Origin of the sequence: Flavobacterium aquiphilum, from assembly GCF_027111335.1 — a bacterium.
Lineage (GTDB): Bacteria > Bacteroidota > Bacteroidia > Flavobacteriales > Flavobacteriaceae > Flavobacterium > Flavobacterium aquiphilum.
Map to the genome: position 1 here is coordinate 1,256,075 of NZ_CP114288.1, position 24,113 is coordinate 1,280,187.

The window sequence follows — 24,113 nt, forward strand, 5'->3', positions numbered from 1 at the left end:
GGATGGTTTTTTATTTACATAAGGGGAATTAGTCGTGATAAGTGTCAAACAAATACTGTAGGGTTTCAGGAATATTATTAGCTTTCATGCTTGGATATTTTATATGGGATTCAATCCAATTTTCGATTATTAAATGAAAATCATCACCCACATCGTACAATACCGGGACTCCTAGTTTTTTTAGAGCGGCAGCATTGCATTCCTGCTCGTAATGCTTGCGGATAGGAATCGAGAGTAATTTTTTCCCAAGATATAAGGCTTCGGAAGGAGTTTCAAATCCTCCACCGGTGATGATACCTTCACATTTTATGAGGCTTTTATTGAAATATTCTTGGTTTACTGGAAAATAAGTAACGTTTCTAATAGTATGTTTTTCTTTTATTCCGTTCAAAAACCAGTGGAATTTTAAGTTTGGAAGTTTGTTGAATGCTTTTTCCAAGCAATCTTGTTGAAAAGAGGGTAGATAAACGGTAATATGTTCTGAATTTTTCGGTTCGGCATATTCAATTTCGTCTTTGATGATTGGAGGATAAATAAAATCATCGTATCTATCAAAATGCAAACCGATGTTTTTTGGAGAAGGTGCATAATGTTTGAGAATCATTTCCCCCATTAAATTTCTCTTTTCAGGTCTAGGCGTATTTGGAGATATAAAACTAGCCTGATGACCAAATTGAATAGAATGTACTTTTTGCATTTTGCATGCCAAAGATGTAATCGAATCAAAGTCGTTGATGACTACATCGTAATTTTTTAAAGGCAAGGATTCGGCGTCCTTGTAGATTTGCTTTGGTCTAATGTTTTTGGCTATATCCCAATAATTAAGTCCACCACATTTGCTGTAATGCAAACTGCATCCATCGCTTTTAAATTTTATCGGCAAATTAATATCGAGACTCGCATTGCTGCCACTTAAGAAAAAATCAACCTCCCCAAATTTTTGTAAATAAGGATACAATTGGGTAGCTCTGCTAATGTGTCCGTTGCCCGTAGCTTGTATGGCGTAAAATATTTTCATAGTTTGTGATTTTTAAGAAAGAATCTTGTTGACAATATCACTATCAACTTTCTCCTCATTGGTTTCAATGTCTTTGTAATGCTCCGATTTATACTCGTAAAGACTCCATTTTTGTTTTTTATACTCCAATGCCGTAAGGTTTTCAATCCAATCGCCACTGTTGAGGTACAATACTTTTCCGTGCTCGTTTTCTACCTCTCTCATTTGTGGTTTGTGAATATGCCCGCAAACGACATAACTGTATTTTTTTTGGATAGCGACTTCGGCAGCCATAGTTTCAAAGTTTGAAATGAAGGAAACCGCTTTTTTGACACTGTCCTTAATCATTTTGGAATAGCTTCTTTTTTCTTTGCCAATCAGAATTAGAAACCAATTAATCATGCTGTTGATTAAAATCAATAAGTCATATCCTTTTCCGCCTAGTTTTGCGAGTATTTTGGCATAACCCTTGGTCGAAGAATCGAAAACGTCACCATGAAAAATCCAAGCTTTTTTGCCGTCCAAATCGAGTGTCAGCTTGTCGACCAATTCGAAATTACCCAAAATAAAATCGGAATATTTGCGTAATGCTTCGTCGTGGTTTCCTGTAATGTAGATGACTCTTGTGCCAAGATTGGACATTTTTATGATATGCCTCAACACATTCATGTGGGCAGCCGGAAAGTAGCTTTTGGTAAAACTCCACATATCGATGATGTCGCCATTGAGAACCAATGTTTGCGGGTTAATCGATTTTAAATATTGTAATAATTCTTTGGCGTGACAGCCATAAGTGCCTAAGTGAATATCACTCAAAACAACTAGTGGAATCTTTCTTTTCCTTTTCATTTTTAGTTTTTACGAAAGTAAAACCGCTATGTTATCTCAATGTATTCTAAGTATTATTTGTGTATGAAAAAAACCGTGCCAATTTACATTGGAACGGTTTTCGGTAAAACTCAAATTATTCATTTGGGATAATATGATTCTCTTTGCGAAACTTTGTGAAATAATTCTATTTTTGGGTAAATGAAGAGCCTTCTATTCTTTCACATTTACTCTAATTCCTTTGGTGTGACTTGTGAATTCAGGGGCATACATACTTTCGATTGTCGTGATTCCGTTAGAGAAATCCCCAAGATTGTTCACTCGGACATCGTATTCCAAAACATAGGTTCCTTTGTTTATTTGATCAAAAAAGAAATGGGTTGCCGCATCTTTTGTGCTTCTGTAAAAGCCTAAGCGGTCTTTGTATTCATAGCCCGAAAGTACATCTACGGGTTCGAAACAGGAAGCGCGCATGTCCTTTAGGTGAACGAATTCCATATTTTCTTTGGCTGAAATTATCAATCGAATGGTAACCAAATCGCCAATTTTTAAATTATTCTTGGCAGTTATTTTTTGTAATTCAGAGCCTTTGTCAGTGTTTTTCTTTAAGTATAATTCTTTGGCAACCGATAAATTAGTTCCCGAATTGTTTTTTATTTTATCCAAATCCTCAAAATACTGCCAATAGACACCACCAAAGCCCGGAACTTTTGACTTGTTTTCGATCGAAACCGTTGCCATGTCTTTTTTGATTTCATTCGCTTTCCAACTCAGTTTGAGATAGCCTGTTTCGGCTTCTTTTTCGTTTCCAGCTAGTTTTTTGGTCAGGATTTTTTCATCTCCAATTTTGATAACGGTGTTGTCTTTTACACTCAGCCAATCGGTTCCCTGCATTAATAACGCATAGACAGCCTCGGTGGTGGATTTTGTAGTAGGCCAGTTTTTGGTCTGTTTATTTTTTAATAACCAAACTTTCATCGCATTGACCGATTTGGTGTCGTTATCCACTTCGGCGAAAGCTTCAATTAGCAGAGCCTGCGTTTCAATTGGCGCTTGATACCAATACCAGCCTGCTTTATTGTCAAGCCAATACATTCCCCAATCGTTGTTGTTCGAAGCAGTTTCTTTTAAGCTTTCGATGATTTTTTTGGCAGATGATGTTTCGCCAAAACGATCCAGTACAAAAGCCGTCATCCCTTTTTCATATAAAGAATAATTTAGCCAATCCTTTTTGGCGGTTTCTAAATAAAGTTTCGTTACTTTTTTCAAGGTGTCCGAAAGGGGGTAATTTTCCAAATAAAAACTTCGGGTGTATAAATAATGCAAATCAGAATAAGGGTTTATCCAAATTAATTTGTCGGTTGCTTTTAAGTTTTTGATTCTGTTTTTATGGTATTGCAAAAACTTTTGGTCCAAAAACGGAATCGCTGTCGAGGTAATTTGTTTGATTTTATCAAAGTTTTCGTTTTTGGTTAATTTCGCAAGATGCCCCAATCCAGTCAAAATATGTCTGGTAATGTATTCGTTTTCGTCGCTTCCGTCAAACCAGACAAATCCACCCGAAGGTTTTTGTTTTTGTTTTAATTTGGCAAAAGTGGTTTCCTGTGAACTTTTCATTTTTTCCAAATCAAAAAGCAGGGCTAGATTTTTCTTTTTCTCGTCTTCGTTTTGTGCATCGTTCAGCCAAGGCGTTTCGGCAAGAATCATCGATTTTAATTCTTCATTTTCTTCCAGTTTGGAATTTAGTTTTCCGTTTTTTCTCCAAGTTTCAAAAAGTTCGGCGATTTTTGGATTACTTGAAATGATCTCCGAAGCTAAAGCATTGGCATAAAAACGGGCAAAAGTCTGTTCGGCGCATTCGTGTTCGTATTCCATCAAATATGGCAGGGACTGAATCGCCAGCCAAGTTGGGTTCGATGTGTATTCCAACGTGAACTGATGGTTTTTTAAAGTGGCCGAATTGTTGTTTTTGAGATTCTCAAACGTGTATTCTTTCTTGGAATTTTCCCGTGCCCAAATAGGTATGCTTTCGGTTACCAGCATATTGTTTGTCAAGACAGGCAAAATATTTTCTTCCCCATCCGAGAAATTGCCAGCCTTTGCCAAAACTTTGTATTGAACACCTTGTAAACCTTCGGGAATATAGATTTTCCAATTAACAGTAGTATTGCCATGAGCAGGAATTGTGAAGTTTTTTACGGTATTTGTATTGTCCATTTTGGCATCAACAGCCTGCATTGTTGTGGCGTCAAAAAGTTGGAGTACCGCAATACCGGTTTTGGCTTGATTGGTAACATTCGACACTTTTGTCGTGATTACGATGCTGTCTTTTTCCCTGAAAAAACGGGGGAAGTTTGGCGTCACCATTAAATCTTTTTGAGTAATGGTTGTTTTTTCGAGATAGCCGGAAACCGCCTCTTTGTTGTGTGCCAATAGACGAAGTTTCCAAGCCGTCAAAGCTTCGGGAGAGGTGAAATTAAAGCTCACGTTTCCTTTGGAGTCTGTTTTTAGGTTAGGATAAAAGAAAGCAGTTTCGGATAGATTTTTTCTTGCTTTTACTTGGGTTAAGGCTTCTAGTGCTTTTTTGGTTGTGATAATTATGACGCCGTTTGCTCCTTTTTCTCCATATTGGGCTGTGGCTGTGGCATCTTTTAGGACATCGATAGATATGATATCTGAAGATTTGAGGTTTTTGATATTATCAGCAATTTCGCCATCAATTACATATAAAGGTTCTTTTCCAGGTGTTGAATTAGCTCCTTTAATTAGAATGTTGGTAAATCTATCCTTGTAATCATCTTGTATTCCCGCTAGGCTATGTACGCTGTTGTCTTCTTCTATTACCTCACTCGATGTCGCACCAGTTAAATATGATTTTTTTTGTGTGCCATAACCGACAACAACAACTTCATATAAATTATCGCTAGATGCTTGTAATTGTGTCGTGATTTTTTTTGATGTAATTTTTACTTCTTTTGTGGCGTAACCAACGTAGATAAATGTTAGCACTTCTCCGATATTAGCTGCTATTTCATAATATCCGTCCAAATCAGTTGTTGCGCTTACTTGCTTTCCTTTTACAAGTACAGTTACTCCTGGAAGTGAGCCTTCTTTATCAGAGACAATTCCCGAAATCTTTTTTGAATTCAAAGGTTTTTTTTCTTTTTTTTCTAATTGTTTTTGGTACTCTAGGTATAGAGACGGATTATAGGCAGAATTAATGTCAAAACCAAACCACATTAATGAAGTTGCTTCATTTTGAACATTTAGGGGATATGAATTTTGATTCAAATTTCTTAAAAAAGTATTGGCCGTTTCAAATCCCAAGTTTGTTTTAAAATTTATATAATTGTAATAGCCATAATTGTAATAGTTAGCATTTAAATTATCCCAGTCTTGTTTTGCAAATTGGTCTAATGAACTATCATACATTGAAGCGAGAATTTCGGCTTCTTTTGCGGTGTTTTTGGCTTTCAGTTGAAAACTCCAATTTTCATTACTTCCAGGTTCTATTTTATTTCTGAAACTTTTGACTAAAAATTCTAAATTTAACTCGTCTTTGGATAAATCAATATCGATGTCGCTATTGAAATTTTGATTGTCAAATAGACACTGAATACCAATTTTTATGGATTTTTCAAATTCTTTTTTAATTGGAACTTTGAGTAATAATTCGCCATTTTGTAGAAGATGGTTTTCCTCAAAAAACAATTTGCTTTGATAATTTCCAGTTACCGAAAGATACAATTCAGGAATTGCCGATGTGATTTTTACCAAGGCAAAGCCATCTTTCAGGGCATTTGTGTTTACTTGTTTAATGGTTAACAGTTGACTCGGATTGAATTTGTCTTTGCTTTGGATGATTTGAAAATCTGCGGAACTTTCAATAAGATTATCGAAAGTGTCCTTAGCAGAAAAAACAACCTTGTAATTCCCAGATTGATAATCAGTGATAAAATCAAGAATTAATTTTTTATCTTTTTCGGTGTCTATTTTTTTGGAAAAAACCAAAGACCCAAAGTCTTTTTCTGTTAAAGGTTTTTCATTTTCTTCGAAAGGGAATAGTCGCTCGAAATCGTCATTACTAATAGTTTCGATTTCGGGTTTTGGAAAAACTCTTTTTTTGAATTTGTTTGAAAAGGCGCGGACAAAATAGATTTTAATTTCGCCTTTGGTAGGCAAAAAATTACCATTGATGTTGGTGCTATTTACACTAATTTGATTATTGCCATCAGTTTCAATTCGTTTAGGAACTTTTGCGCTAAGGACTAAATCATGATATCCAACTTTTGTTATAGATTCAGCAGAATGGGTTTCGCCGTTGACATCTGTAATCTTGGCTACGATGCGGTAATAGAAAACGGGGAATTGTTCTTTTATTGTATTTGCATTTGGAGTTGCCACAAATTCAATGTTGAATTTGCCTAGACCGTCAGTTTTTGTTTCGCCTGAAGCTACAGTTTCAGTTTCATACTTATTATAAAAATTGTTAGGATAATCGGTTTGTCGTGTTATCGAATAACTCACTTTTGAGTCCGAGATGTTGCTTCCTGCAAATGCCTTTGCAATTCCTTTGATTTTTATGGTTTGGTTAACTTGAAAGATTTCTTTTTGGGAATCAAAAATGATTTCAAATTTTGGACGTTTGTATTCTTCGACCCTAAATGAAATTTGAGAATGATTTAAATCACCATAACTCCAAAATGGATGTTCTTCTTTGTTTTTATCATAAATAATGTCTTTTTTGTAGTCATCGGGTTTATGGGCTTCAATGCTGAAATAACCGGTCAATCCATTTTTAGGCAAATCAAATTCTCCTGAAAAAGAACCAAATTCATTGGTTGTGACCTCAAAGGATTTGATTTCTTGGTTCCTGTTTTTAACAATGATTTTAAAGGAGGTGTTGGCAAAAACTTTTGTTTCATTAAGTATATTTTTCTGAATTGCAATTCCTTTGTAAAATACCGTTTGTCCCGGGCGATAAATTGCTCTGTCCAAATAAAATTGAACTTTATTGTTGGTATTTCTTTTGTCTTTTTCAGTATAGTTTGTGTTCTTTCTTATGTAGTTTCTGTAAAATAGAATTGAATCACCTTCGTGCATTAATTCTAAATTTTCGGATCTATAACCTTCGTTTTTAGTTTTTTCATTGTTATAAATGGCAATACCGTTTTTGTCTGTTTTTATCGAGAAGGTTGGCGTTTGTACACTTACATTTTCTATTGGTTTTCCTGTTTTTCTGTCCAACACTTGATAGTATTCGTCGTTTTCTTTTTGCCAAGCCAAAACCGCTAGATTGGAAATCGTAATTGTTTCATAAGCAAAAGCCTTAGCTTCGGCATAGGAATCGCTTTCAAAAAAGACGAAATAATTTCCTGTTTCCAATTGAGGCAAGAGAACCTCAGTACTGTATGAAAAGTAATCTTTTTTATTTGGGAGTTGAATATCAATAGTTTTAACAGGCTTGTTTTTTTTGATGATGCTAAATGCAGTAAAGTCATCTTTATTTCGATTTTGAGGATAAGCAAAAGCTTTGCTCATTTCCTTGTTGATTTTGTAGAATGAAATTTGTAGTTTATCAACATTTGCATAATTAATTAGTGCACGGGTATTTTCGTTATTGTAACTGAATTTTTGAAGTTGGACAGCTATAGTTTTAGAATTGAGTTCCTGTTTTTTTTGGAAAGCCAATTTGTAAGGATTCGAACGATTTTTTATATTGATAATGCTGTCTAGGATCGAAATTGCTTTAATGTTATAATCAGGATGAATTTCTTTTGAAGCTAGACTAGAATAAATTTTAGCTTTTTCAAACTGTATTTTTTGTAAAAGGATTTCGTTCTTGGTTTGTTTTTGTAAAGAATTTAATATTCTTATCAAATCTTCCTTGGATTTCAAAGTATAGGTTTCGCAAAATAGGATGCGCTCCAATTGATTGTCCACTGTTGGAGCATTTGATTCTTGTTTTTGGTATAGTTCAAGGATTTTTTTTAGTGGTTCATTTTTTATAAAATCCAAATTCAATTTTGTAAAACCATCAGAATTACCAAAGAAAGCATCTTTAAAATTAGTGAAATCATTAGTTCTAATTTCCCATTGATTTATTTTTGACTTGTAGAAAGTGATATATTCTTTTAATAAAAAATTGAAAAGGCTTTCTTTTTTGAAATTTTCTAAAATAGAAAAGTCAAAAATTGGTTCGTAATCAATCAAAGGAGTTTTCTTTAAAATCGCATCATTTTCTAAAGTTTTGTCATAAGTAATTTGAATTTGTTTTTCAAAATCGTTTTGTGTCCAAGTCAGAAAACTATCGTCTAAAGAATCGACTTGTGTTCTAGTTTTTAAAGAATACCAATTTTGGTTATAATATTTATTTAGACATTTTGCATAAATCAAATTATAAATAGCTTTTGATGGAACTGATGCGTTTTTGATTTCTATTTTTAGTTTTTTTATAATTTTTGTTTGTGCACTTTCCTCTAGTTTTTGTAGGTATCTTGATTCATAAAAAAAGCATTTTAGAAGCTGTACTTCGTTTTTTTCCTGATATGCTTTTTTGTAAATTTTATCAACAATTTCATTGGCAGTTTTTATTTTGCCTTCATTTTCGTTCTTGACAACCTTGTTCCAGTCCTTTTCATATTGTTGCGCAAATAATGAAGTTGATATAAAAAGAAGAACTAAATAAATATTTTTCATAACCGAATATCAATAAATAATTTTCGTACAAATTACTGCTTTTTCAGGGTAAAACCAAATGATTATTTTTCAATATCTTTGAGATTCCTAGTTTTTATTTCCTAAGCAGAAAGTTGAAATTTTCTATCTGACAAAAGCTTTTTTAGTAATCTAAAAATGAATAATATGAATCCTAAAGTTGATTTTTATTTTGATAAATCACAAAAATGGCAATCGGAATTGAAGCAATTAAGAAAGATTGCCTTAGATTGTCAATTAACCGAAGAATTGAAATGGGGAACTCCTTGCTATACACTTCAGGGGAAGAATATTGTTTTAATTCATGAGTTTAAAGAATATTGTGCTTTTTTGTTTTTCAAAGGCGCATTGTTAAATGATTCTGATGGTATTTTGATTCAGCAATCAAAGAATGTGCAGGCGGCGCGTCAGGTTCGGTTTACCAATGTTGATGAAATATTGGAGAAACAAGCGATTTTGAAAAATTATATCTATGAAGCTATTGAAGTAGAAAAGGCAGGATTGGAAGTAAAATTCAAAAAAACCAAAGAATTCATTCTTGCTGATGAATTTAAAAATAGATTGAATGAATTGCCAGAATTGAAAAAAGCGTTTGAAGCCTTGACTCCTGGACGACAAAGAGCATATATGTTACATTTTTCTTCTCCAAAGCAATCTAAGACACGAGAATCAAGGGTAGAAAAATGTATTCCCCAAATTCTTGATGGAAAAGGATTGAATGATTAGTAAATTTGGTTAGAAAATAATAAAATCAAATTTAATTCTTCAAGAAAAGATGTCTCAGCTATTTAAAAATCATTTAGAAAAATTCATAGAAATAGATGAAAAGGAGTTTTTCTATATTTTATCTTTTTTTCAAATTAAAAGTGTAAAGAAAAAAGAAAATTTACTTATTGGAGGGCAGGTCTGTAAATCACATTATTTTGTTTTGAACGGTTGCTTGCGGAAATTTTTTATCAATGATAAAGGCATCGAGCAAACCACCGAATTTGCGATAGAAAATTGGTGGATTACTGATAATCTTGCCTACGAGTGGGGACTTTCAACAGAGTTTTATATTCAGGCAGTCGAAAAATCAGAAATTTTAGTTATTGACCGCGATGCCCAAGAAAAGTTGCTGATTGAATTCCCTAAAATGGAACGGTATTTTAGATTTATTTATCAAAGGGCTTATGCCGCCACGCAAATTCGATTGAAATACCTTTATGATTTTTCCAAAGAGGAATTCTATGAGCATTTGTGCAAGGGATATCCTGAATTTGTTCAGCGGATACCACAATATTTAATTGCTTCTTTTTTAGGTTTTACACCGGAATATTTAAGCGAAATCAGAAATAAAAAGCGTTCTTAAACTGGTTTAAGTTTTTTTGATTATCTATTCCCGAATTTTGTCTTGTTAATTTAAAATAAGTAAAAATGGAAAATAGAATAAACATCAATGAAATAGAACCTCAGGCGTATAAAGCCATGTATGCTTTGGAAGGTTATTTGGCATCAACTCAATTGACAAAAACACAAAAAGAATTAATAAAAATTAGAGCTTCCCAAATTAATGGTTGTGCGTTTTGTATCGATATGCATACCAAAGATGCTCTAAAATATGGTGAAACCACGCAACGTATTTTTCTGCTGAATGCTTGGCGCGAGACCAATTTGTTCACAGAAGAAGAAAAAGTAATCCTGGCAATTACTGAAGAAGTTACTTTGATTCATAATCACGGGTTGTCTTCTGAAACCTATAAAAAAGCGGAGCAGTTTTTTGATAAAAACACCATTGCACAAATTATAATGGCTGCAGTAACCATAAACGCTTGGAACAGAATTGCTATAAGCACACAGCTCGAACCTGCATCATAAAAAGTTGTTTATAATTTTGATGTTTGAAAAACGCGAAAGCTACTAGCTTTTGCGTTTTTTTATTTGTTATACTGTGATGTGTAATTTTTTTTAAAAGAATAATGATTTGGACTATTTCCTATTTTTAGGTTAAATGACTTCTATTCTTTTAGAAATTCTTTATTTTTGGAAGATGAAATTATTGCTAAGCTTTTTTTTACTATTTCCACTTTTATTGCTTTCCCAATCTTTTGAAAAAGGGGAAAAGTTGTTTGTAGACGGGAAATACAACCAAGCGCAGCTTGTACTTGAAAATTATCTCAAAAACAATCCATCAAACCTTAAAGCCCTTGAATATTTAGGAGATATTTCTGCTTACAATAAGGTTTGGGACAAGGCTATTTCCTATTACAAAAGGCTAAAAACATTGAAGCCCACTGAGGCCAATTATTTCTACAAATACGGAGCCGTTTTAGCAATGAAAGCTTCGGAGATCAGCAAATTGAAGGCATTGGGAATAATCGGTGAAGTGCGTTCTTCATTTGAAAAAGCCATTTCCTTAAACCCAAAACATATCGAAGCCAGATGGGCGTTAATCGAATTGTACCTTGAATTACCCGGAATTGTGGGGGGAAGTGAATCCAAAGCTGTTAAATATTCAGAAGAATTACGTGAAATATCACCAGTTGATGGCTATTTGTCCCTTGGTCATATCGAGGAGTATTTCAAAAGATACCCAAATGCCGAAAAACAATACAAAAGAGCCATTTTGATAGGAGGTTCTAAGATATGTTATCAAAAATTAGCCGATTTGTATAAAAACAAAATGAATCAGCCGGATAAGGCTAATAAGGTTTGGGAAGATTTTAAAAATAAGAAGAAATAGAAAAATCGATTATTAGATAAAAAAATATAAAGAACACTAAATGAAAACACATTTCATTGCCATAGGCGGAAGCGCAATGCACAACTTAGCATTGGCATTACACAACAAAGGATATCAGGTTACGGGAAGTGACGATGCAATTTTTGAACCTTCAAAATCAAGATTAGAAAAAAAAGGAATTATGCCTGCTGAGCTAGGTTGGTTTCCTGAGAAAATCACTTCAGATATTGATGCCATAATCCTTGGGATGCACGCCAAAGCTGATAATCCAGAACTGTTGAAAGCACAAGAATTAGAACTTAAAATTTATTCATATCCTGAATTTTTATACGAACAGTCAAAAAACAAAACGCGTGTAGTTATTGGTGGTTCTCACGGAAAAACGACCATCACTTCGATGATTTTACACGTGATGCATTATCATAATATTGAAGTCGATTATATGGTTGGTGCGCAATTGGAAGGTTTCGATACAATGGTTCATCTTACCGAAGAAAATGATTTTATGGTCTTGGAAGGGGATGAATATTTGTCTTCACCAATTGACCGAAGACCTAAATTTCATTTGTATCAACCCAATATCGCCCTGATTTCGGGAATTGCATGGGATCATATCAATGTGTTTCCTACCTATGATTTTTATGTGGAGCAGTTTGAAATTTTTATTGACAAAATCACAAACGGCGGAATCTTGGTTTACAATGAAGATGATTCTGAAGTAAAACGAGTTGCGGAAAAAGCGACAAACCCAATCCGAAAAATTCCTTACACAACTCCAAAATATGAAGTAAAAGACGGAGTAACACTTTTGGAAACTCCCGAAGGCCCAATGCCAATTGAGGTTTTTGGCGCACACAACCTAAATAATTTGGCCGGAGCCAAATGGATTTGTCAAAACATGGGAGTGGATGAAGCCGATTTTTATGAAGCGATTGCCAGTTTCAAAGGGGCATCAAAACGTTTGGAAAAAATTGCAGAAAGTAAAACTAAAGTAGCTTATAAAGATTTTGCCCATTCACCAAGTAAAGTGGCCGCGACTACCAAAGCCGTAAAAGAGCAATATCCAAATCGCACAGTTGTGGCTTGTTTGGAATTGCACACCTACAGCAGTTTGAACGCCGAGTTTTTGAAAGAATATGAAGGAGCTCTTGAATATGCCGATGTTGCTGTTGTTTTTTATTCGCCTGATGCTGTTAAAATCAAACAGCTTGAGGAAGTAACCTACGAGCAGATTGCCAAAGCGTTCAATAGAGAAGATTTGATTATTTACACGAACCCAGCTGAGTTCAAAGAATATCTTTTTAATTTAAATCTTGATAATTCTGCTTTATTATTAATGAGCTCCGGAAATTACGGAGGATTAAATTTTGATGAGGTAAAAGGTTTGATTGAGTAAATTTAATTTTGCAATATATTGAAAGCCAATTGACAGTTGTAGATTGGCTTTTTTTATTTTTATTTGTCCAATATGATATTGAACGATTTTTCTTGTAAATTAGCAAAATCTAATCATATTTTAATGGAGCCAAATAATTTTCCAATCACACATTGGGCAGAAGATGACAAGCCTCGGGAGAAACTAATGCTTAAGGGCAGAAATGTTTTAAGCGATGCCGAATTAATTGCGATACTCATAGGTTCGGGAAACCGAAATGAATCGGCAGTGGATTTGAGTAAACGGATTTTGGCCAGTGTCAATCATAATTTGAATGCTTTGGGGAAGCTAACTATTGCCCAGTTAATGAATTTTAAGGGAATTGGCGAAGCCAAAGCAATATCGATAATTGCCGCAATGGAATTGGGAAGGCGAAGAAAGAGTGAGGATGTGGTTGAATTGGCAAAAATAACGTCCAGTAAAGCAGTTTTCGAACTGATGCAGCCCATAATTGGAGAGTTGCCGCATGAAGAATTTTGGGTTCTGTTTTTAAATAATTCGAATAAAGTGCTTTTCAAAACCCAGTTGAGCAAAGGCGGAATGACAGGCACTATGGTTGATGTTCGTATTGTTTTTAAAATTGCTTTTGAGCAAAATGCTACCGCTATAATTCTTGCGCATAATCATCCCTCCGGAAAATTGCAGGCCAGTGATGCCGATATTCAAATTACCAAAAAACTCAAAACTGCCGGACAGCAATTGGATATTCCGGTTCTGGATCATTTAATTATTACAGAAACTGGATACTATAGTTTTGCTGACGAAGGAATATTTTAATTTTGGTACAATTGTAGTATCAAAATTTGTCTAATTGTTTTGGTATAATGCCGTTGTATATTTCATTTAGTCCAATTTTTATTGGGCTATTTTGAAATAACAAATGATATAATTTGCTAAATAAAGACATTTGTCTTAAATTTACAGCCAAATGTCTTTTTTATGGAAGCGATAAAGTTAAAATCAACCGGAGCCATTGACAGAGCTGTTCGGGTTTTGGTCAAAAGAGTAGAGCAGGAGCGTGGTTACAAACTCTTGAATAAGAATATTACTTATGAAGAGTTTTTGAAAAATAGAATGTTGATTGTTCATGCTATTCGTGAAGGAATTCCGTATGAACTTTTTAATTTGATAAAAGAAATTACACCTTTTAATGAGGAGGATTGGGCTTCTTTTTTGGGGATTTCAACAAAATCACTTCAGAGAAATAAAATCAAGGAGGATTTTATTTTCAAGCCCTTACAATCCGAAAAAATATTGGAATTGGCCGAAGTAACTTCTTTAGGAAACAGTGTTTTTGATTCGGAGGCACAATTTTATCTTTGGTTAAAAACACCTTCATTTGCACTTGGAAATTTGCAGCCTATCGAATTGCTTAAGGATTCTTATGGAAAAGAAATGGTGGTCAATGAATTGAATAAAATAGACCAAGGGATTTTTATTTAATGGAAGTCTTTCGATTAGCACGCAAAAAGTATCCTGTTGAATTGTCAGGAAAAGGAGCAGCCATTTCTGGAGCTCGCTGGAACTCAAAAGGAACAGAGGTTATTTATTGTGCACAAAGCAGGGCCTTGGCAATGGCCGAAGTTTTGGTTCATTTATCTTTGGCGACATTGCCCGGTGATTTTGTAATGCTGACAATTGATATTCCCGATGATATTTTTATTGAAGTGTTAAATCTAAGCAAAGTAAATATCGATTGGAATACTTTTCCTTGTACCTTTGAGACTCCTCTTTTGGGAGACGATTTTATACGGCGAAACGAAGCCTGTGTTTTGAAAGTGCCTTCAGCTGTAGTGAAAGGCGATTTTAATTTTTTGATAAATCCGCATCATGCTGATTTTTATAAAATTAAAATTACGGAGCAGGTAGATTTTCCTTTCGACAAAAGAATTTTTAAATAATGCAATTCATGTTTTCTAATAAAATAACAGATATATTTTTCGACTTGGACCATACATTATGGGATTTTGATCTCAATTCGGGCTTGGCTTTTGGGGCCATCTTGAAGAAAGATCATCCTACAATTGAAATTGAAGATTTCATTGAAAAGTATGCTCCTATCAATCAGGCTTGCTGGAAATTATACCAACATGATAAAATTACGCATGCTGAATTACGTTATAACCGTCTCAAATATACCTTTGATGCATTGGAATATTTTGTTTCTGATGCACAAATAGAGGGTATTGCTCATGATTATATTGAACTCCTTCCCGAAAACAATCATTTATTTGATGGAGCAGTTGAAGTGCTGGAATATCTCGAAAAAAAGTATAAATTGCACATTATTACCAACGGCTTTGCTGAAGTACAATACAAGAAAATAAAAAATTCGAATATTGCTGGATTTTTCAAAACGATTACCAATTCTGAGATGGCAGGTGTTAAGAAACCCAATCCAACGATTTTTGAGCATGCACTTAATTTGGCGAAGACCAAAAAAGAAAACAGTCTAATGATTGGAGATTGTCTCGATGCAGATGTTCAAGGGGCTCTAAATGCTGGATTGGATGCTATTTTTTTTAATGACAAAAAAGTCAAAGTTGGTCAGGATATTAAACAAGTAACATATTTATTAGAACTAAAAAAATATTTATAAATCATGAAGTTAAAATCTCTATTCCTTTTATTGCTTATTTCAAGCTATGGTTTTTCCCAATCGGTGAATGATTACGCAGCAGTAATGATTCCTTTAAAGTATGAATTTCAAAAAAGTGATAATCAGTATAGGTTAAATACTTTGACCAAATTCAATTTGCAAAAAGCAGGTTTTACAGCTTATTATGTTAATGAAAATATTCCAACTGATATCAACAGATGTAGTTTTTTAACCGTTGATGTTGTGAGAGACAATGCATTTTTGACAACCAAACTATATGTTGTATTCAAAGATTGTTATGGTAAAGAGGTTTATAAATCAGAAGTTGGTAAAAGTAAAGAGAAAGAATTTGATGTTGCTTATAGTGAAGCTTTAAATATGGCATTTACATCTGTTTATGCATTACATTATAAATACAATGGCAAAGTGGCAGCTGCAAATCAAAATACAGCAGTGACTTCTCCTGCGATAGCACCTGTAGCTGTAGTTGCAGTGAGCACAGCCGCTGCGGTTGTAACACCTGCGGTTGATCTTGCGGATCCAAATTTATTGTACGCCCAGCCGACAGAAAACGGTTATCAGTTGATTGATAAAACACCAAAAGTAGTGATGAAATTATTAAAGACATCACGCCCCGATTCGTTTATTGCTATAAAAGATGGAATTCAGGGTACACTAAATGCAAAAGATAATCAATGGTTTTTCGAGTATTATCAAAATGACAAATTAGTTTCTGAAAAGGTTACAGTGAAATTCTAAATATATAAAGTAGGTTTTAATATCCATATTTATCTTTCCAACGGTTCTTTAAAAATTCACGGTTGCTGTTCTCTCTAGAATTGCTCCCTGGATTGTAAAGAACCGTTTCTTTTATAGCGTCGGGCAAAAATTCCTGTTCTGCAAAATTATTGGTATAATCATGCGAATATTTATAATCTTCTCCATATCCAAGTTCTTTCATTAATTTGGTAGGAGCGTTGCGCAAATGAAGAGGAACCGGTAAATCTCCGGTTTGTTTGACTAATTGTTGAGCAGTTCCAATTGCCATATAGGAAGAATTGCTTTTAGGCGAAGTCGCAAGATAAATGGCGCATTGGCTCAAAATAATGCGACTTTCAGGATAACCAATTGTTGATACAGCCTGAAAAGTATTATTTGCCATAATGAAAGCAGTTGGATTGGCATTTCCAATATCTTCACTTGACAAAATCAACATTCTTCTGGCAATGAATTTTACGTCTTCACCGCCTTCAATCATTCGAGCGAGCCAATAAACCGCTCCATTTGGATCACTGCCTCTAATTGATTTTATAAAAGCCGAAACAATGTCATAATGTTGTTCACCACTTTTGTCATACAAAACTGTATTTTGCTGCACCAATTCAAAAACGCGATCATTGGTAATGAAAATTTCGCTTTCAGCGGAGGCATTTACGACCAGTTCAAAAATATTTAATAGTTTGCGTCCATCGCCACCTGAAAGACGTAACAGCGCCTCTGTTTCAGTGAGTTCTATTTTTTTTGTAGCTAAATATTTATCTGTTTTTATGGCTCTTTGCAACAAATGCTCCAAATCAGCTTTTGTAAACGCATTCAAAATATATACCTGACAACGAGACAATAAAGCGGGTATGACTTCAAAACTTGGATTTTCGGTTGTTGCACCGATAAGCGTAATCCACCCTTTTTCAACAGCAGCCAATAATGAATCTTGTTGCGATTTACTGAAGCGATGAATCTCATCAATGAATAAAATGGGGTTTTTAGCGGTAAATAGTCCTCCACTTTGTTTGGCTTTCTCAATAACATCCCGAATATCCTTTACCCCAGAATTAATCGCACTCAGGATATAAAAAGGGCGTTTGGATTCTTGGGCAATAATTTGCGCCAAAGTCGTTTTTCCAGTTCCCGGAGGTCCCCAAAAAATTAAGGAAGGTATAATTCCTTTCGATATTTGTTGTGTCAACGAACCATTTGGTCCAACCAAATGGGACTGACTGATATAATCTTCAAGTTTTTGCGGGCGTATGCGTTCTGCCAGTGGTGCTTCCATGCGGTAAAATTAAGCAATTTTGAGTTTTTACAAGTATATTTTCAGGAGCTATTCCCGCTGTCCACTATATCTTTTGTGCCGAACCCCGGCACAAAAGGATGTCGTTTCCATCAGGGCTAGGGAATTCCGTTTCATAAGAGAATTATTTTATATGACAAAATAGCACTAAATTGCTTTTGGATACATTTTTGAAGAGATAGTATAGGTTTTAAGTGTCAATTGTTTAAAGTCAAAATTTGCTGAGGCTAAAAATTTAAGAAATCTAATAATCTAAGAAGTCTGACAATCTAAAGTGGTCTAAAAATAATGGAAGAAAATGATTTTAAATTTACCAATGCAGTTATAGGGGTACCGCTTTTTTTTGTGTTATTCCTTTGGTTTGTATATTGGTTGGAAATTCGCTTTGGATTTGATTTTGATGAGCACGGGATTTTACCGAGAACTTTTTCTGGTCTGCAAGGCATAGTGTTTAGTCCGTTCATTCATTCTAATATTGATCATCTTTATAATAATTCAATACCATTATTAGTGCTTTTGGCTGCTTTATTTTTTTTCTATAGAAAAGAAGCAAAAGGAATATTAGCGTATGGAATTCTGCTTTCCGGAGGCTTAACGTGGCTCATCGGAAGAGAAAATTATCATATTGGAGCCAGCGGTTTAATCTATGTGTTGGTTTCGTTTATATTTTTTAAAGGACTTCAAACACATTACTATCGATTAGTAGCATTGTCGCTCACTGTTGTGGTTCTTTATGGTGGTATGGTTTGGTATGTTTTTCCAAAAATTGATGAAACCATTTCTTGGGAAGGTCATTTGTCAGGGTTAATTGCGGGTTTTGTGCTTACTTTTTTTTATAAAAAACCAGAATTCAAGAAAGTGACAAAATATGATTGGGAACGCCCTGATTACGATCCGTCACAAGATAAATTTATGCAACGTTTTGACGAAAACGGTAATTTTGTCAATCCACCTAAGCCCGAAATAACTGAGGAGAATGGAGATGAAATTGTACCTTTTTTTCAATCAAACTCAGATGTAATTTATCATTATATTGAAAATAAAGAAGAGGATATAAACGAAAAAAATGAATCAAAACCGGAGCTTTGATTCATTTTTTTTAATCTAAATTCTGAATTCAAAAAAATCAGAAATCTGCTATCTTACTCTCTCTGTCTTACAGCTTCGTATAAAAATGCACCACAGGCTACAGAAACGTTCAATGAGCCAATCGAGCCGAACATAGGTAATTTTGCTTTTTCATCAACAATTTTAAGAACAGATGGATTTACTCCTCTATCTTCCGATCCCATGATGATGGCAACAGGTTCGTTCAATGAAATGCTATAAATAGTTTGATCCGTTTTTTCGGTTGCAGCAACTGTTTTTATTCCACTCGCTTGCAAAAGAAAAATAGCGTCTTTAATATGTTCAACTTTACAAATAGGAATATTAAATACCGCACCAGCTGATGTTTTTACAGTGTCCCCGTTCACTGGGGCAGAACCTGCTTTTTGAATAATGATTCCGTTTACACCGGTACATTCCGCAGTTCTGATTATGGCACCAAAATTACGTGCATCCGAAACTTGATCTAAAATTAAAAACAAAGGTTTTTTACCATTGTCAATAACAGTTTCTATCAAAGTTTCCAAATCAAAAAATGAAATAGGAGAGATGGTAGCTACAGCACCTTGGTGATTATTAGGAGTAAGTCTATTTAGTTTTTCAACAGGAACATATGAAAAATTGATGTTACCGCGTTTCATCACTTTCATTAAATCTTTCATTAATTCGCCGCTGGCTTCCTTCTGAATATAAACTTTATCTACCGTTGCGCCTGCCTGGATAGCTTCAATTATAGCCCTAATCCCAAAAATTTGATGTTCTTTTTCCATGCGGCAAAGGTAAGTAAAAGGTTTGTATAAAAAAAACCACCAGCTTGGCTGGTGGTTTAGATGTATTATTTATATGAGTAAATTAGAATTTATCCCAGAAAATACGTTTAGAAGTACCGTTGCTTCCAATTTTGCTAACAGCAGCTTTCAAATTAGTTGAATTTAGAGTTTCCTCAGCACCTGGGTATGAGTAACGTCTAGGAACAACTTTAATTGGGCCATCAGCATCTTCGTAAGTAACAGGAGGTACGTTCAATACAGGGAAATCTAATCTTCTGTAAGATGTCCAAGCTTCAAAACCTCTGTTATATAAAGCAATCCAAGATTGAGTACCAATTTTTTGTTGCCAAGTTCCTGTAGCTGTTGCATAGGCGACGTCAGGTCTTGCTAAGTAAGTAGCGATATCAGCAGGAGCTACACCCCAATCTGTCATAGAAGCAGTAATTGCAGCTGTATAGTGTGAAGCAGGTGTTCCTGCAACAGCCATACCTCTTGCTGAAGCTTCTGCTAATAAGAATTCAACTTCAGAATAGGTGAATAAAACACCTGGGTATTCAGGTTCTTTAATTGTTGGAGTAAGATGAGAGAAATTAGCATAAGTGTTAAGTACACCATATACTCCTCCTTTATAGGTTCCTGATCCTTCTGGATATTCAGTAAAGTATTCAGCTCTTCTTGGGTCAGAAAGATCATTCATTTTATTTACAAATGTGTCTGCTGGTAAGAAATCGTTACGACCACTAGCTACTAAATCAACATACAATGGGTTTGTGTTTGGTTGAAGTGGAGTGTAAACAAGATAAGCACTATCTGCAGATGAAGCAATTATACCGTCAGCTATAGCTGCAAGAGCCTGTGCAGAAGCATAAGATGCATCAACGTCAGCCATATTAATAGCCATTCTAAGACGTAAACTGTTAGCAAATTTAGCCCATTTTGCGGTGTTTCCGTGATAAACTAAATCTGCACTATCAAAGCTCCCATTGTTTTTGTCCAAAGCATGGGAAGCAGCTGTTAATTTTGCAATAAGATCCATATAGATAGTCTTAGCATCATCATATTTTGGCTGCGGATATTTTATGATATCTAAAGATTCTGTGTAAGGAATATCGCCAAAAGTATCTACTAATAACCCATATGTATAAGATGATAATATATCGATTATAGCTAATTTATTGTCTAATGCTTTTGCTTCTGCGGGAGATCCAACAAAATGAGCTTTTTTGTCCAATAATAGATTTTTAGATTCTTTAAAATCTCTCAATACATCACGGTAATATACATTCCAATGAGCATCAGGAATTTTACGTCCAGTAAGATCGTATTGACTTTCTTGTGGATATTGCACCTCAGTCCATTGTTGCGAGAATAATCTGAATATATTAAAGTTGACAGATGTACTTGTTACTTGATCCATCATTGCTTTTTCAGCATTGGTGAATAAAAATTCAGCAGGAACGACAGTTGCGTCCTTTGTGTTCTTATTCAAATCCGTAATATCATCGCTGCATGATATAAACATAGAAATGATAGGAATTAATATGAGAAGTCTATTTTTCATAGCTTAAAATTTAATAGTTAGATTACAACCAATTGTTCTAGCAGTTGGTAAAGATCCGATAGATAGCCCTAATGATCCAGCGTTAGATCCTAATCCACTTTCTGGATCAGCGTCTGGAAGAGATTTGTCAATTATCCATAAGTTAGATCCAACTAATGCTACCTGCATTTGAGTCAATTTCATTTTTGATACAATTGAAGTTGGTAACGTATAAGTGATGTTTACCTCTCTCAATTTGATAAAGCCAGCATCATAAACATATTCTTTTCTTGCTCCTCCAGAGTATGAATTTGTAATAGCTCCAGCTTCAGGTCTAAAATAGGCAGTTCTGATTGTATTTGGAGTATTTCCGGTAGCATCAGTTACCCCTTCAAAAATAACACCACCACCATTAGCTACAGTATTTCTTATTGGGTTTCCTAAGTCGTTATTACCAGCTGTTTGAACACCTAAACCAGTTCCTACACCATACCATTGGTCAGTTGAGAAAACATCACCACCATGTTTCATATCAACTAAAAAGCTTAAAGATAAGCTTTTATATGTAAACTTGTTACGGATACCACCAATCCAATCAGGATTTACGTTACCGATGATGTTGTTTGTAGAAGTGTTAATTACATATCTACCGGTAGATTGGTTAACAATTCTTTGACCATTTGCAGCATAAGTATAATCAGTTCCTTTTAATACTCCAAAAGGTTGACCTACTACTGCATTTAATGTAACACCACCAGGGAATGAACTAATTTGTAAGTTATCGATACCAGGAGCTAAAGCAGTAACCATGTTATCGTTTTTAGACCAGTTTACATTAATGTCCCAAGCAAAATCTTGTGTTTTTACTGGAGTAGCATTAAATTGAACCTCGATACCTTTATTTTCAACTGTAGCCGCGTTTATATAACGGAATCCGTTTCCTGTTGAAGTTGAGTAAGGAACACTTACCGCTTCACCGTCATTGATGTTTTTGTATACTGATACGTCAAATCCAATTCTTCTATCCAAGAATTGAGCTTCAAGACCAACTTCATATGTTTTAGTTTTAATAGGCTCTAAGTTTGGATTGTTTTTTGTAGTGTTTACTGAATACATTTGATTTCCATCAAATGGATCAAATTTAGTATAAGTGTCAACTAAGGCTAATCCAGGTGTACCAAGTGGGCTTTCAGAATAACCACCTCTTAATTTACCAAAAGATAACCATTTAAGATCTTGTAGGTTTTTAGAAAAAACCCAGCTTGCTGATGCAGAATAACTTGGGATAGAGTTGTTGTCTTTTGGTAAACTTGAGAAAGCATCTCTACGTGCTGTTACATCTAAGAAGAAAGTATCAACGTATCCTAAAGATGCTGAAGCATAGATACTGTTTACCCCAGATTTGGTATCTCTTTCGTATGGGAATGGGCTAGTTGATTTAGAGTTTGATAAACTGTAGATACCTGGAATAATAAGACCTCCTTGAGTTGAAGCAAAAATAGAATTGAAAGAGTTTCTTTTAATTGTACCCCCAGCAACTCCGCTTAAATTAAAGTCTTCACCGAAATTCTTTTTGAAGTTCAAAAGGAAGTCATAGTTTTGTTCAGAGAAGTTACCATTGTAACGTTGGTATCCTGAAGTCTCGTCAAGTAAATTGATACCGAATGTTTTTGCTACAGAACCAACGGCTACTCTTTCCTCACGAATTTCGTCATAAGTATCAGTAGATATTTTTCCAGTGGCAGACAACCAATCGTTAATTTTGTATGTTAAATTAGCATAACCTACGAAACGATTTCTGCTGTCATTTTGATAGTTTTGGTAACGTTCAAAATAAGGGTTGTTCCAGTAAGCAGGAGTTCCGTCTTCTGGAGAGGTTCTGTTCCAAGTAATGTTTTGCCCTCCTGAAGCATTGTATGCTTCTTCAAGTTGCTTGATATCAACGTTTGTTTGCCACCATTGACGGAAACCAGTAACCATGTTATCACTATAACCAGTCATGTTTCTACCAAGAGTTTTTTGAGCTGAATAATTAGCAAATGTGCTGATAGATAATTTATCGGTGAATTGGTGATTAAGTTTTAAACTTGCATTGTTTTTATTCAATTCACTGTTTGGTAAAAGACCGGTAAGTTTTGAGTTACTGTAGTTAATCACCACATTGCTTTTGTCGTTAGCATCTTCAAACGAGATACTGTTTACTAAAGACATTGAGTTTTGGAAGAATGAAAATGGATCATTTTTAGCTCCTACCCATGGAGTAGCTTTTCCGTAATTTGCATTCCCAGGGTATGCTGAAAAAGCATCCCATTGATAAACATTCTGTGAAGGGTTGAATTTATCTCCCGCAGAAGCATCATCTCCCATATAAACTACATTATCCTTTGTACCGTCTCCGTTAATATCTTGTTGAAAGAAGGACCCTCCATAACCAGCTCCATATTCTTTTTGATATTTTACAAAAGTATCTTTATCTGGAGTACCTATTGCAAATTCAGAAGAAACGGTGATTCCCATTCCTTTTTTAGATTTTCCTTTTTTGGTAGTAATCATTAAAACCCCGTTACCAGCTAAATATCCATATAATGCTGATGCTGCTGCACCTTTCAATACGTTGATACTTTCGATATCTTCAGGATTAACATCCATACCAGTGTTTCCATAGTCAAACCCAAAACCACCTCTACGTTGGTTTGTGGTTCCATCGGTTGCAGTATTAGAGTTGTTGATTGGCATACCATCGATAACGATAAGCATCTCGTTGCTTTGTCCTAATGCTTTAATACCACGGGATACAGCACTTGTAGAACCTCCGAAGTTACTGTTTCTTGTAATGTTTACCCCAGCTACTTTACCGGAAAGTTCATTTAAAAAGTTTCCACTTGGTGTTCCGCTTTTTAAATCTTCACCTTTAACTTCCTGTGTGGCATAACCAAGAGATTTTTTATCTCTTTTAATACCTAATGAAGTAACAACTACACTTTCTAGCTGTGTAGCATCACTTGCTAATTTAACATTAACTGTAGTTGAGCTTGCAGATTTCTCTGAAGATTTCATCCCAACATAACTAAATACCAATACGTCACTTGGTGCTGCTTTGATAGTATATTTACCATCAAAATCTGATTGTGTTCCATTTTTTGTTCCTTTAACCAATACACTTACACCCGGTAAAGGCATGCCTGCATTGTCAGAAACAATCCCTGAAACAGATCTTTCTTGCGCAAAAGTTAGTTGCGCCACTAGTACTACAAGGAGTACCAGGAATCCATTGAACTTTAGTTTCATTTTTAAATATTTTGAATTAGTGAGGCAAAAATCATAATA

18 protein-coding genes are annotated in these 24,113 nt (G+C 34.7%); 11 read left to right on the forward strand and 7 right to left on the reverse strand.

Annotated elements, in window-relative coordinates; genetic code table 11:
* Positions 1 to 28: 28 nt before the first annotated feature.
* From OZP12_RS05100 to OZP12_RS05110, 3 genes are all read right to left on the reverse strand, one after another.
* Positions 29 to 1,018 (reverse strand): glycosyltransferase family protein, encoded by a 990-nt coding sequence (locus OZP12_RS05100; RefSeq protein WP_281227976.1) that lies wholly within the window; start codon positions 1,016 to 1,018, stop codon positions 29 to 31.
* A 12-nt stretch (positions 1,019 to 1,030) separates the two neighbouring features.
* On the reverse strand, positions 1,031 to 1,846 hold the full coding sequence (locus OZP12_RS05105) for a UDP-2,3-diacylglucosamine diphosphatase (RefSeq protein WP_281227977.1): 816 nt from the start codon (positions 1,844 to 1,846) through the stop codon (positions 1,031 to 1,033).
* A 192-nt stretch (positions 1,847 to 2,038) separates the two neighbouring features.
* Positions 2,039 to 8,524, reverse strand: coding sequence for an alpha-2-macroglobulin family protein (locus OZP12_RS05110; RefSeq protein ID WP_281227978.1), 6,486 nt, complete (start codon positions 8,522 to 8,524; stop codon positions 2,039 to 2,041).
* Positions 8,525 to 8,689: 165 nt separating this feature from the next.
* Between OZP12_RS05110 and OZP12_RS05115 the strand changes: the two genes are divergently transcribed.
* From OZP12_RS05115 to OZP12_RS05160, 10 genes are all read left to right on the forward strand, one after another.
* Complete coding sequence (locus tag OZP12_RS05115; RefSeq protein WP_281227979.1) at positions 8,690 to 9,268, forward strand: YdeI/OmpD-associated family protein; 579 nt, start codon at positions 8,690 to 8,692, stop codon at positions 9,266 to 9,268.
* Positions 9,269 to 9,317: 49 nt separating this feature from the next.
* Entirely contained in the window at positions 9,318 to 9,893 is a 576-nt protein-coding gene (locus OZP12_RS05120; RefSeq protein ID WP_281227980.1) for a Crp/Fnr family transcriptional regulator, read from the forward strand.
* Between the two features lie 65 nt (positions 9,894 to 9,958).
* Entirely contained in the window at positions 9,959 to 10,399 is a 441-nt protein-coding gene (locus OZP12_RS05125; protein ID WP_281227981.1) for a carboxymuconolactone decarboxylase family protein, read from the forward strand.
* Between the two features lie 133 nt (positions 10,400 to 10,532).
* Positions 10,533 to 11,264: a tetratricopeptide repeat protein gene (locus OZP12_RS05130; protein ID WP_281227982.1), complete on the forward strand. Its 732-nt coding sequence runs from the start codon at positions 10,533 to 10,535 to the stop codon at positions 11,262 to 11,264.
* Positions 11,265 to 11,304: 40 nt separating this feature from the next.
* Positions 11,305 to 12,660, forward strand: coding sequence for a UDP-N-acetylmuramate--L-alanine ligase (locus OZP12_RS05135; RefSeq protein ID WP_281227983.1), 1,356 nt, complete (start codon positions 11,305 to 11,307; stop codon positions 12,658 to 12,660).
* A 123-nt stretch (positions 12,661 to 12,783) separates the two neighbouring features.
* The gene (gene radC, locus OZP12_RS05140; RefSeq protein ID WP_281227984.1) at positions 12,784 to 13,476 is read left to right on the forward strand and encodes a RadC family protein; all 693 of its coding nucleotides are present in this window, start codon (positions 12,784 to 12,786) and stop codon (positions 13,474 to 13,476) included.
* A 162-nt stretch (positions 13,477 to 13,638) separates the two neighbouring features.
* On the forward strand, positions 13,639 to 14,142 hold the full coding sequence (locus OZP12_RS05145; RefSeq protein WP_281227985.1) for an Xre family toxin-antitoxin system antitoxin: 504 nt from the start codon (positions 13,639 to 13,641) through the stop codon (positions 14,140 to 14,142).
* Positions 14,142 to 14,600 (forward strand): RES family NAD+ phosphorylase, encoded by a 459-nt coding sequence (locus OZP12_RS05150; RefSeq protein ID WP_281227986.1) that lies wholly within the window; start codon positions 14,142 to 14,144, stop codon positions 14,598 to 14,600. The genes OZP12_RS05145 and OZP12_RS05150 overlap by 1 nt, the downstream gene beginning before the upstream one ends.
* A gap of 8 nt (positions 14,601 to 14,608) precedes the next feature.
* Positions 14,609 to 15,298, forward strand: coding sequence for a YjjG family noncanonical pyrimidine nucleotidase (locus OZP12_RS05155; RefSeq protein WP_281227987.1), 690 nt, complete (start codon positions 14,609 to 14,611; stop codon positions 15,296 to 15,298).
* Positions 15,299 to 15,301: 3 nt separating this feature from the next.
* Positions 15,302 to 16,057: a hypothetical protein gene (locus OZP12_RS05160; RefSeq protein ID WP_281227988.1), complete on the forward strand. Its 756-nt coding sequence runs from the start codon at positions 15,302 to 15,304 to the stop codon at positions 16,055 to 16,057.
* 16 nt (positions 16,058 to 16,073) lie between these two features.
* Here OZP12_RS05160 and OZP12_RS05165 read toward each other — a convergent pair whose 3' ends face one another.
* Positions 16,074 to 17,351 (reverse strand): replication-associated recombination protein A, encoded by a 1,278-nt coding sequence (locus OZP12_RS05165; RefSeq protein WP_281227989.1) that lies wholly within the window; start codon positions 17,349 to 17,351, stop codon positions 16,074 to 16,076.
* Positions 17,352 to 17,657: 306 nt separating this feature from the next.
* Between OZP12_RS05165 and OZP12_RS05170 the strand changes: the two genes are divergently transcribed.
* Positions 17,658 to 18,458: a rhomboid family intramembrane serine protease gene (locus OZP12_RS05170; protein WP_281227990.1), complete on the forward strand. Its 801-nt coding sequence runs from the start codon at positions 17,658 to 17,660 to the stop codon at positions 18,456 to 18,458.
* A 53-nt stretch (positions 18,459 to 18,511) separates the two neighbouring features.
* Here the strand turns inward: OZP12_RS05170 and rlmB are convergent, their stop codons facing one another.
* The 3 genes from rlmB to OZP12_RS05185 all read right to left on the reverse strand — a co-directional run bounded on the left by rlmB (position 18,512) and on the right by OZP12_RS05185 (position 24,074).
* The gene (gene rlmB, locus OZP12_RS05175) at positions 18,512 to 19,246 is read right to left on the reverse strand and encodes a 23S rRNA (guanosine(2251)-2'-O)-methyltransferase RlmB (protein ID WP_281227991.1); all 735 of its coding nucleotides are present in this window, start codon (positions 19,244 to 19,246) and stop codon (positions 18,512 to 18,514) included.
* Between the two features lie 82 nt (positions 19,247 to 19,328).
* Positions 19,329 to 20,807, reverse strand: coding sequence for a SusD/RagB family nutrient-binding outer membrane lipoprotein (locus OZP12_RS05180; protein WP_281227992.1), 1,479 nt, complete (start codon positions 20,805 to 20,807; stop codon positions 19,329 to 19,331).
* Positions 20,808 to 20,810: 3 nt separating this feature from the next.
* Complete coding sequence (locus tag OZP12_RS05185; protein WP_281227993.1) at positions 20,811 to 24,074, reverse strand: SusC/RagA family TonB-linked outer membrane protein; 3,264 nt, start codon at positions 24,072 to 24,074, stop codon at positions 20,811 to 20,813.
* Positions 24,075 to 24,113 lie beyond the last annotated feature (39 nt).

Excerpts from the sequence above, each read along its gene's own strand:
- OZP12_RS05155 (WP_281227987.1), top strand. The coding sequence starts at position 14,609 with ATGTTTTCTAATAAAATAACAGATATATTTTTCGACTTGGACCATACA.
- OZP12_RS05150 (WP_281227986.1), top strand. The coding sequence starts at position 14,142 with ATGGAAGTCTTTCGATTAGCACGCAAAAAGTATCCTGTTGAATTGTCA.
- OZP12_RS05110 (WP_281227978.1), bottom strand. The coding sequence starts at position 8,524 with ATGAAAAATATTTATTTAGTTCTTCTTTTTATATCAACTTCATTATTT.
- OZP12_RS05130 (WP_281227982.1), top strand. The coding sequence starts at position 10,533 with ATGACTTCTATTCTTTTAGAAATTCTTTATTTTTGGAAGATGAAATTA.
- OZP12_RS05160 (WP_281227988.1), top strand. The coding sequence starts at position 15,302 with ATGAAGTTAAAATCTCTATTCCTTTTATTGCTTATTTCAAGCTATGGT.
- OZP12_RS05115 (WP_281227979.1), top strand. The coding sequence starts at position 8,690 with ATGAATCCTAAAGTTGATTTTTATTTTGATAAATCACAAAAATGGCAA.
- OZP12_RS05145 (WP_281227985.1), top strand. The coding sequence starts at position 13,639 with ATGGAAGCGATAAAGTTAAAATCAACCGGAGCCATTGACAGAGCTGTT.
- OZP12_RS05135 (WP_281227983.1), top strand. The coding sequence starts at position 11,305 with ATGAAAACACATTTCATTGCCATAGGCGGAAGCGCAATGCACAACTTA.
- OZP12_RS05105 (WP_281227977.1), bottom strand. The coding sequence starts at position 1,846 with ATGAAAAGGAAAAGAAAGATTCCACTAGTTGTTTTGAGTGATATTCAC.
- OZP12_RS05170 (WP_281227990.1), top strand. The coding sequence starts at position 17,658 with ATGGAAGAAAATGATTTTAAATTTACCAATGCAGTTATAGGGGTACCG.
- OZP12_RS05165 (WP_281227989.1), bottom strand. The coding sequence starts at position 17,351 with ATGGAAGCACCACTGGCAGAACGCATACGCCCGCAAAAACTTGAAGAT.
- OZP12_RS05120 (WP_281227980.1), top strand. The coding sequence starts at position 9,318 with ATGTCTCAGCTATTTAAAAATCATTTAGAAAAATTCATAGAAATAGAT.
- rlmB (WP_281227991.1), bottom strand. The coding sequence starts at position 19,246 with ATGGAAAAAGAACATCAAATTTTTGGGATTAGGGCTATAATTGAAGCT.
- OZP12_RS05125 (WP_281227981.1), top strand. The coding sequence starts at position 9,959 with ATGGAAAATAGAATAAACATCAATGAAATAGAACCTCAGGCGTATAAA.
- OZP12_RS05185 (WP_281227993.1), bottom strand. The coding sequence starts at position 24,074 with ATGAAACTAAAGTTCAATGGATTCCTGGTACTCCTTGTAGTACTAGTG.
- OZP12_RS05100 (WP_281227976.1), bottom strand. The coding sequence starts at position 1,018 with ATGAAAATATTTTACGCCATACAAGCTACGGGCAACGGACACATTAGC.
- OZP12_RS05180 (WP_281227992.1), bottom strand. The coding sequence starts at position 20,807 with ATGAAAAATAGACTTCTCATATTAATTCCTATCATTTCTATGTTTATA.
- radC (WP_281227984.1), top strand. The coding sequence starts at position 12,784 with ATGGAGCCAAATAATTTTCCAATCACACATTGGGCAGAAGATGACAAG.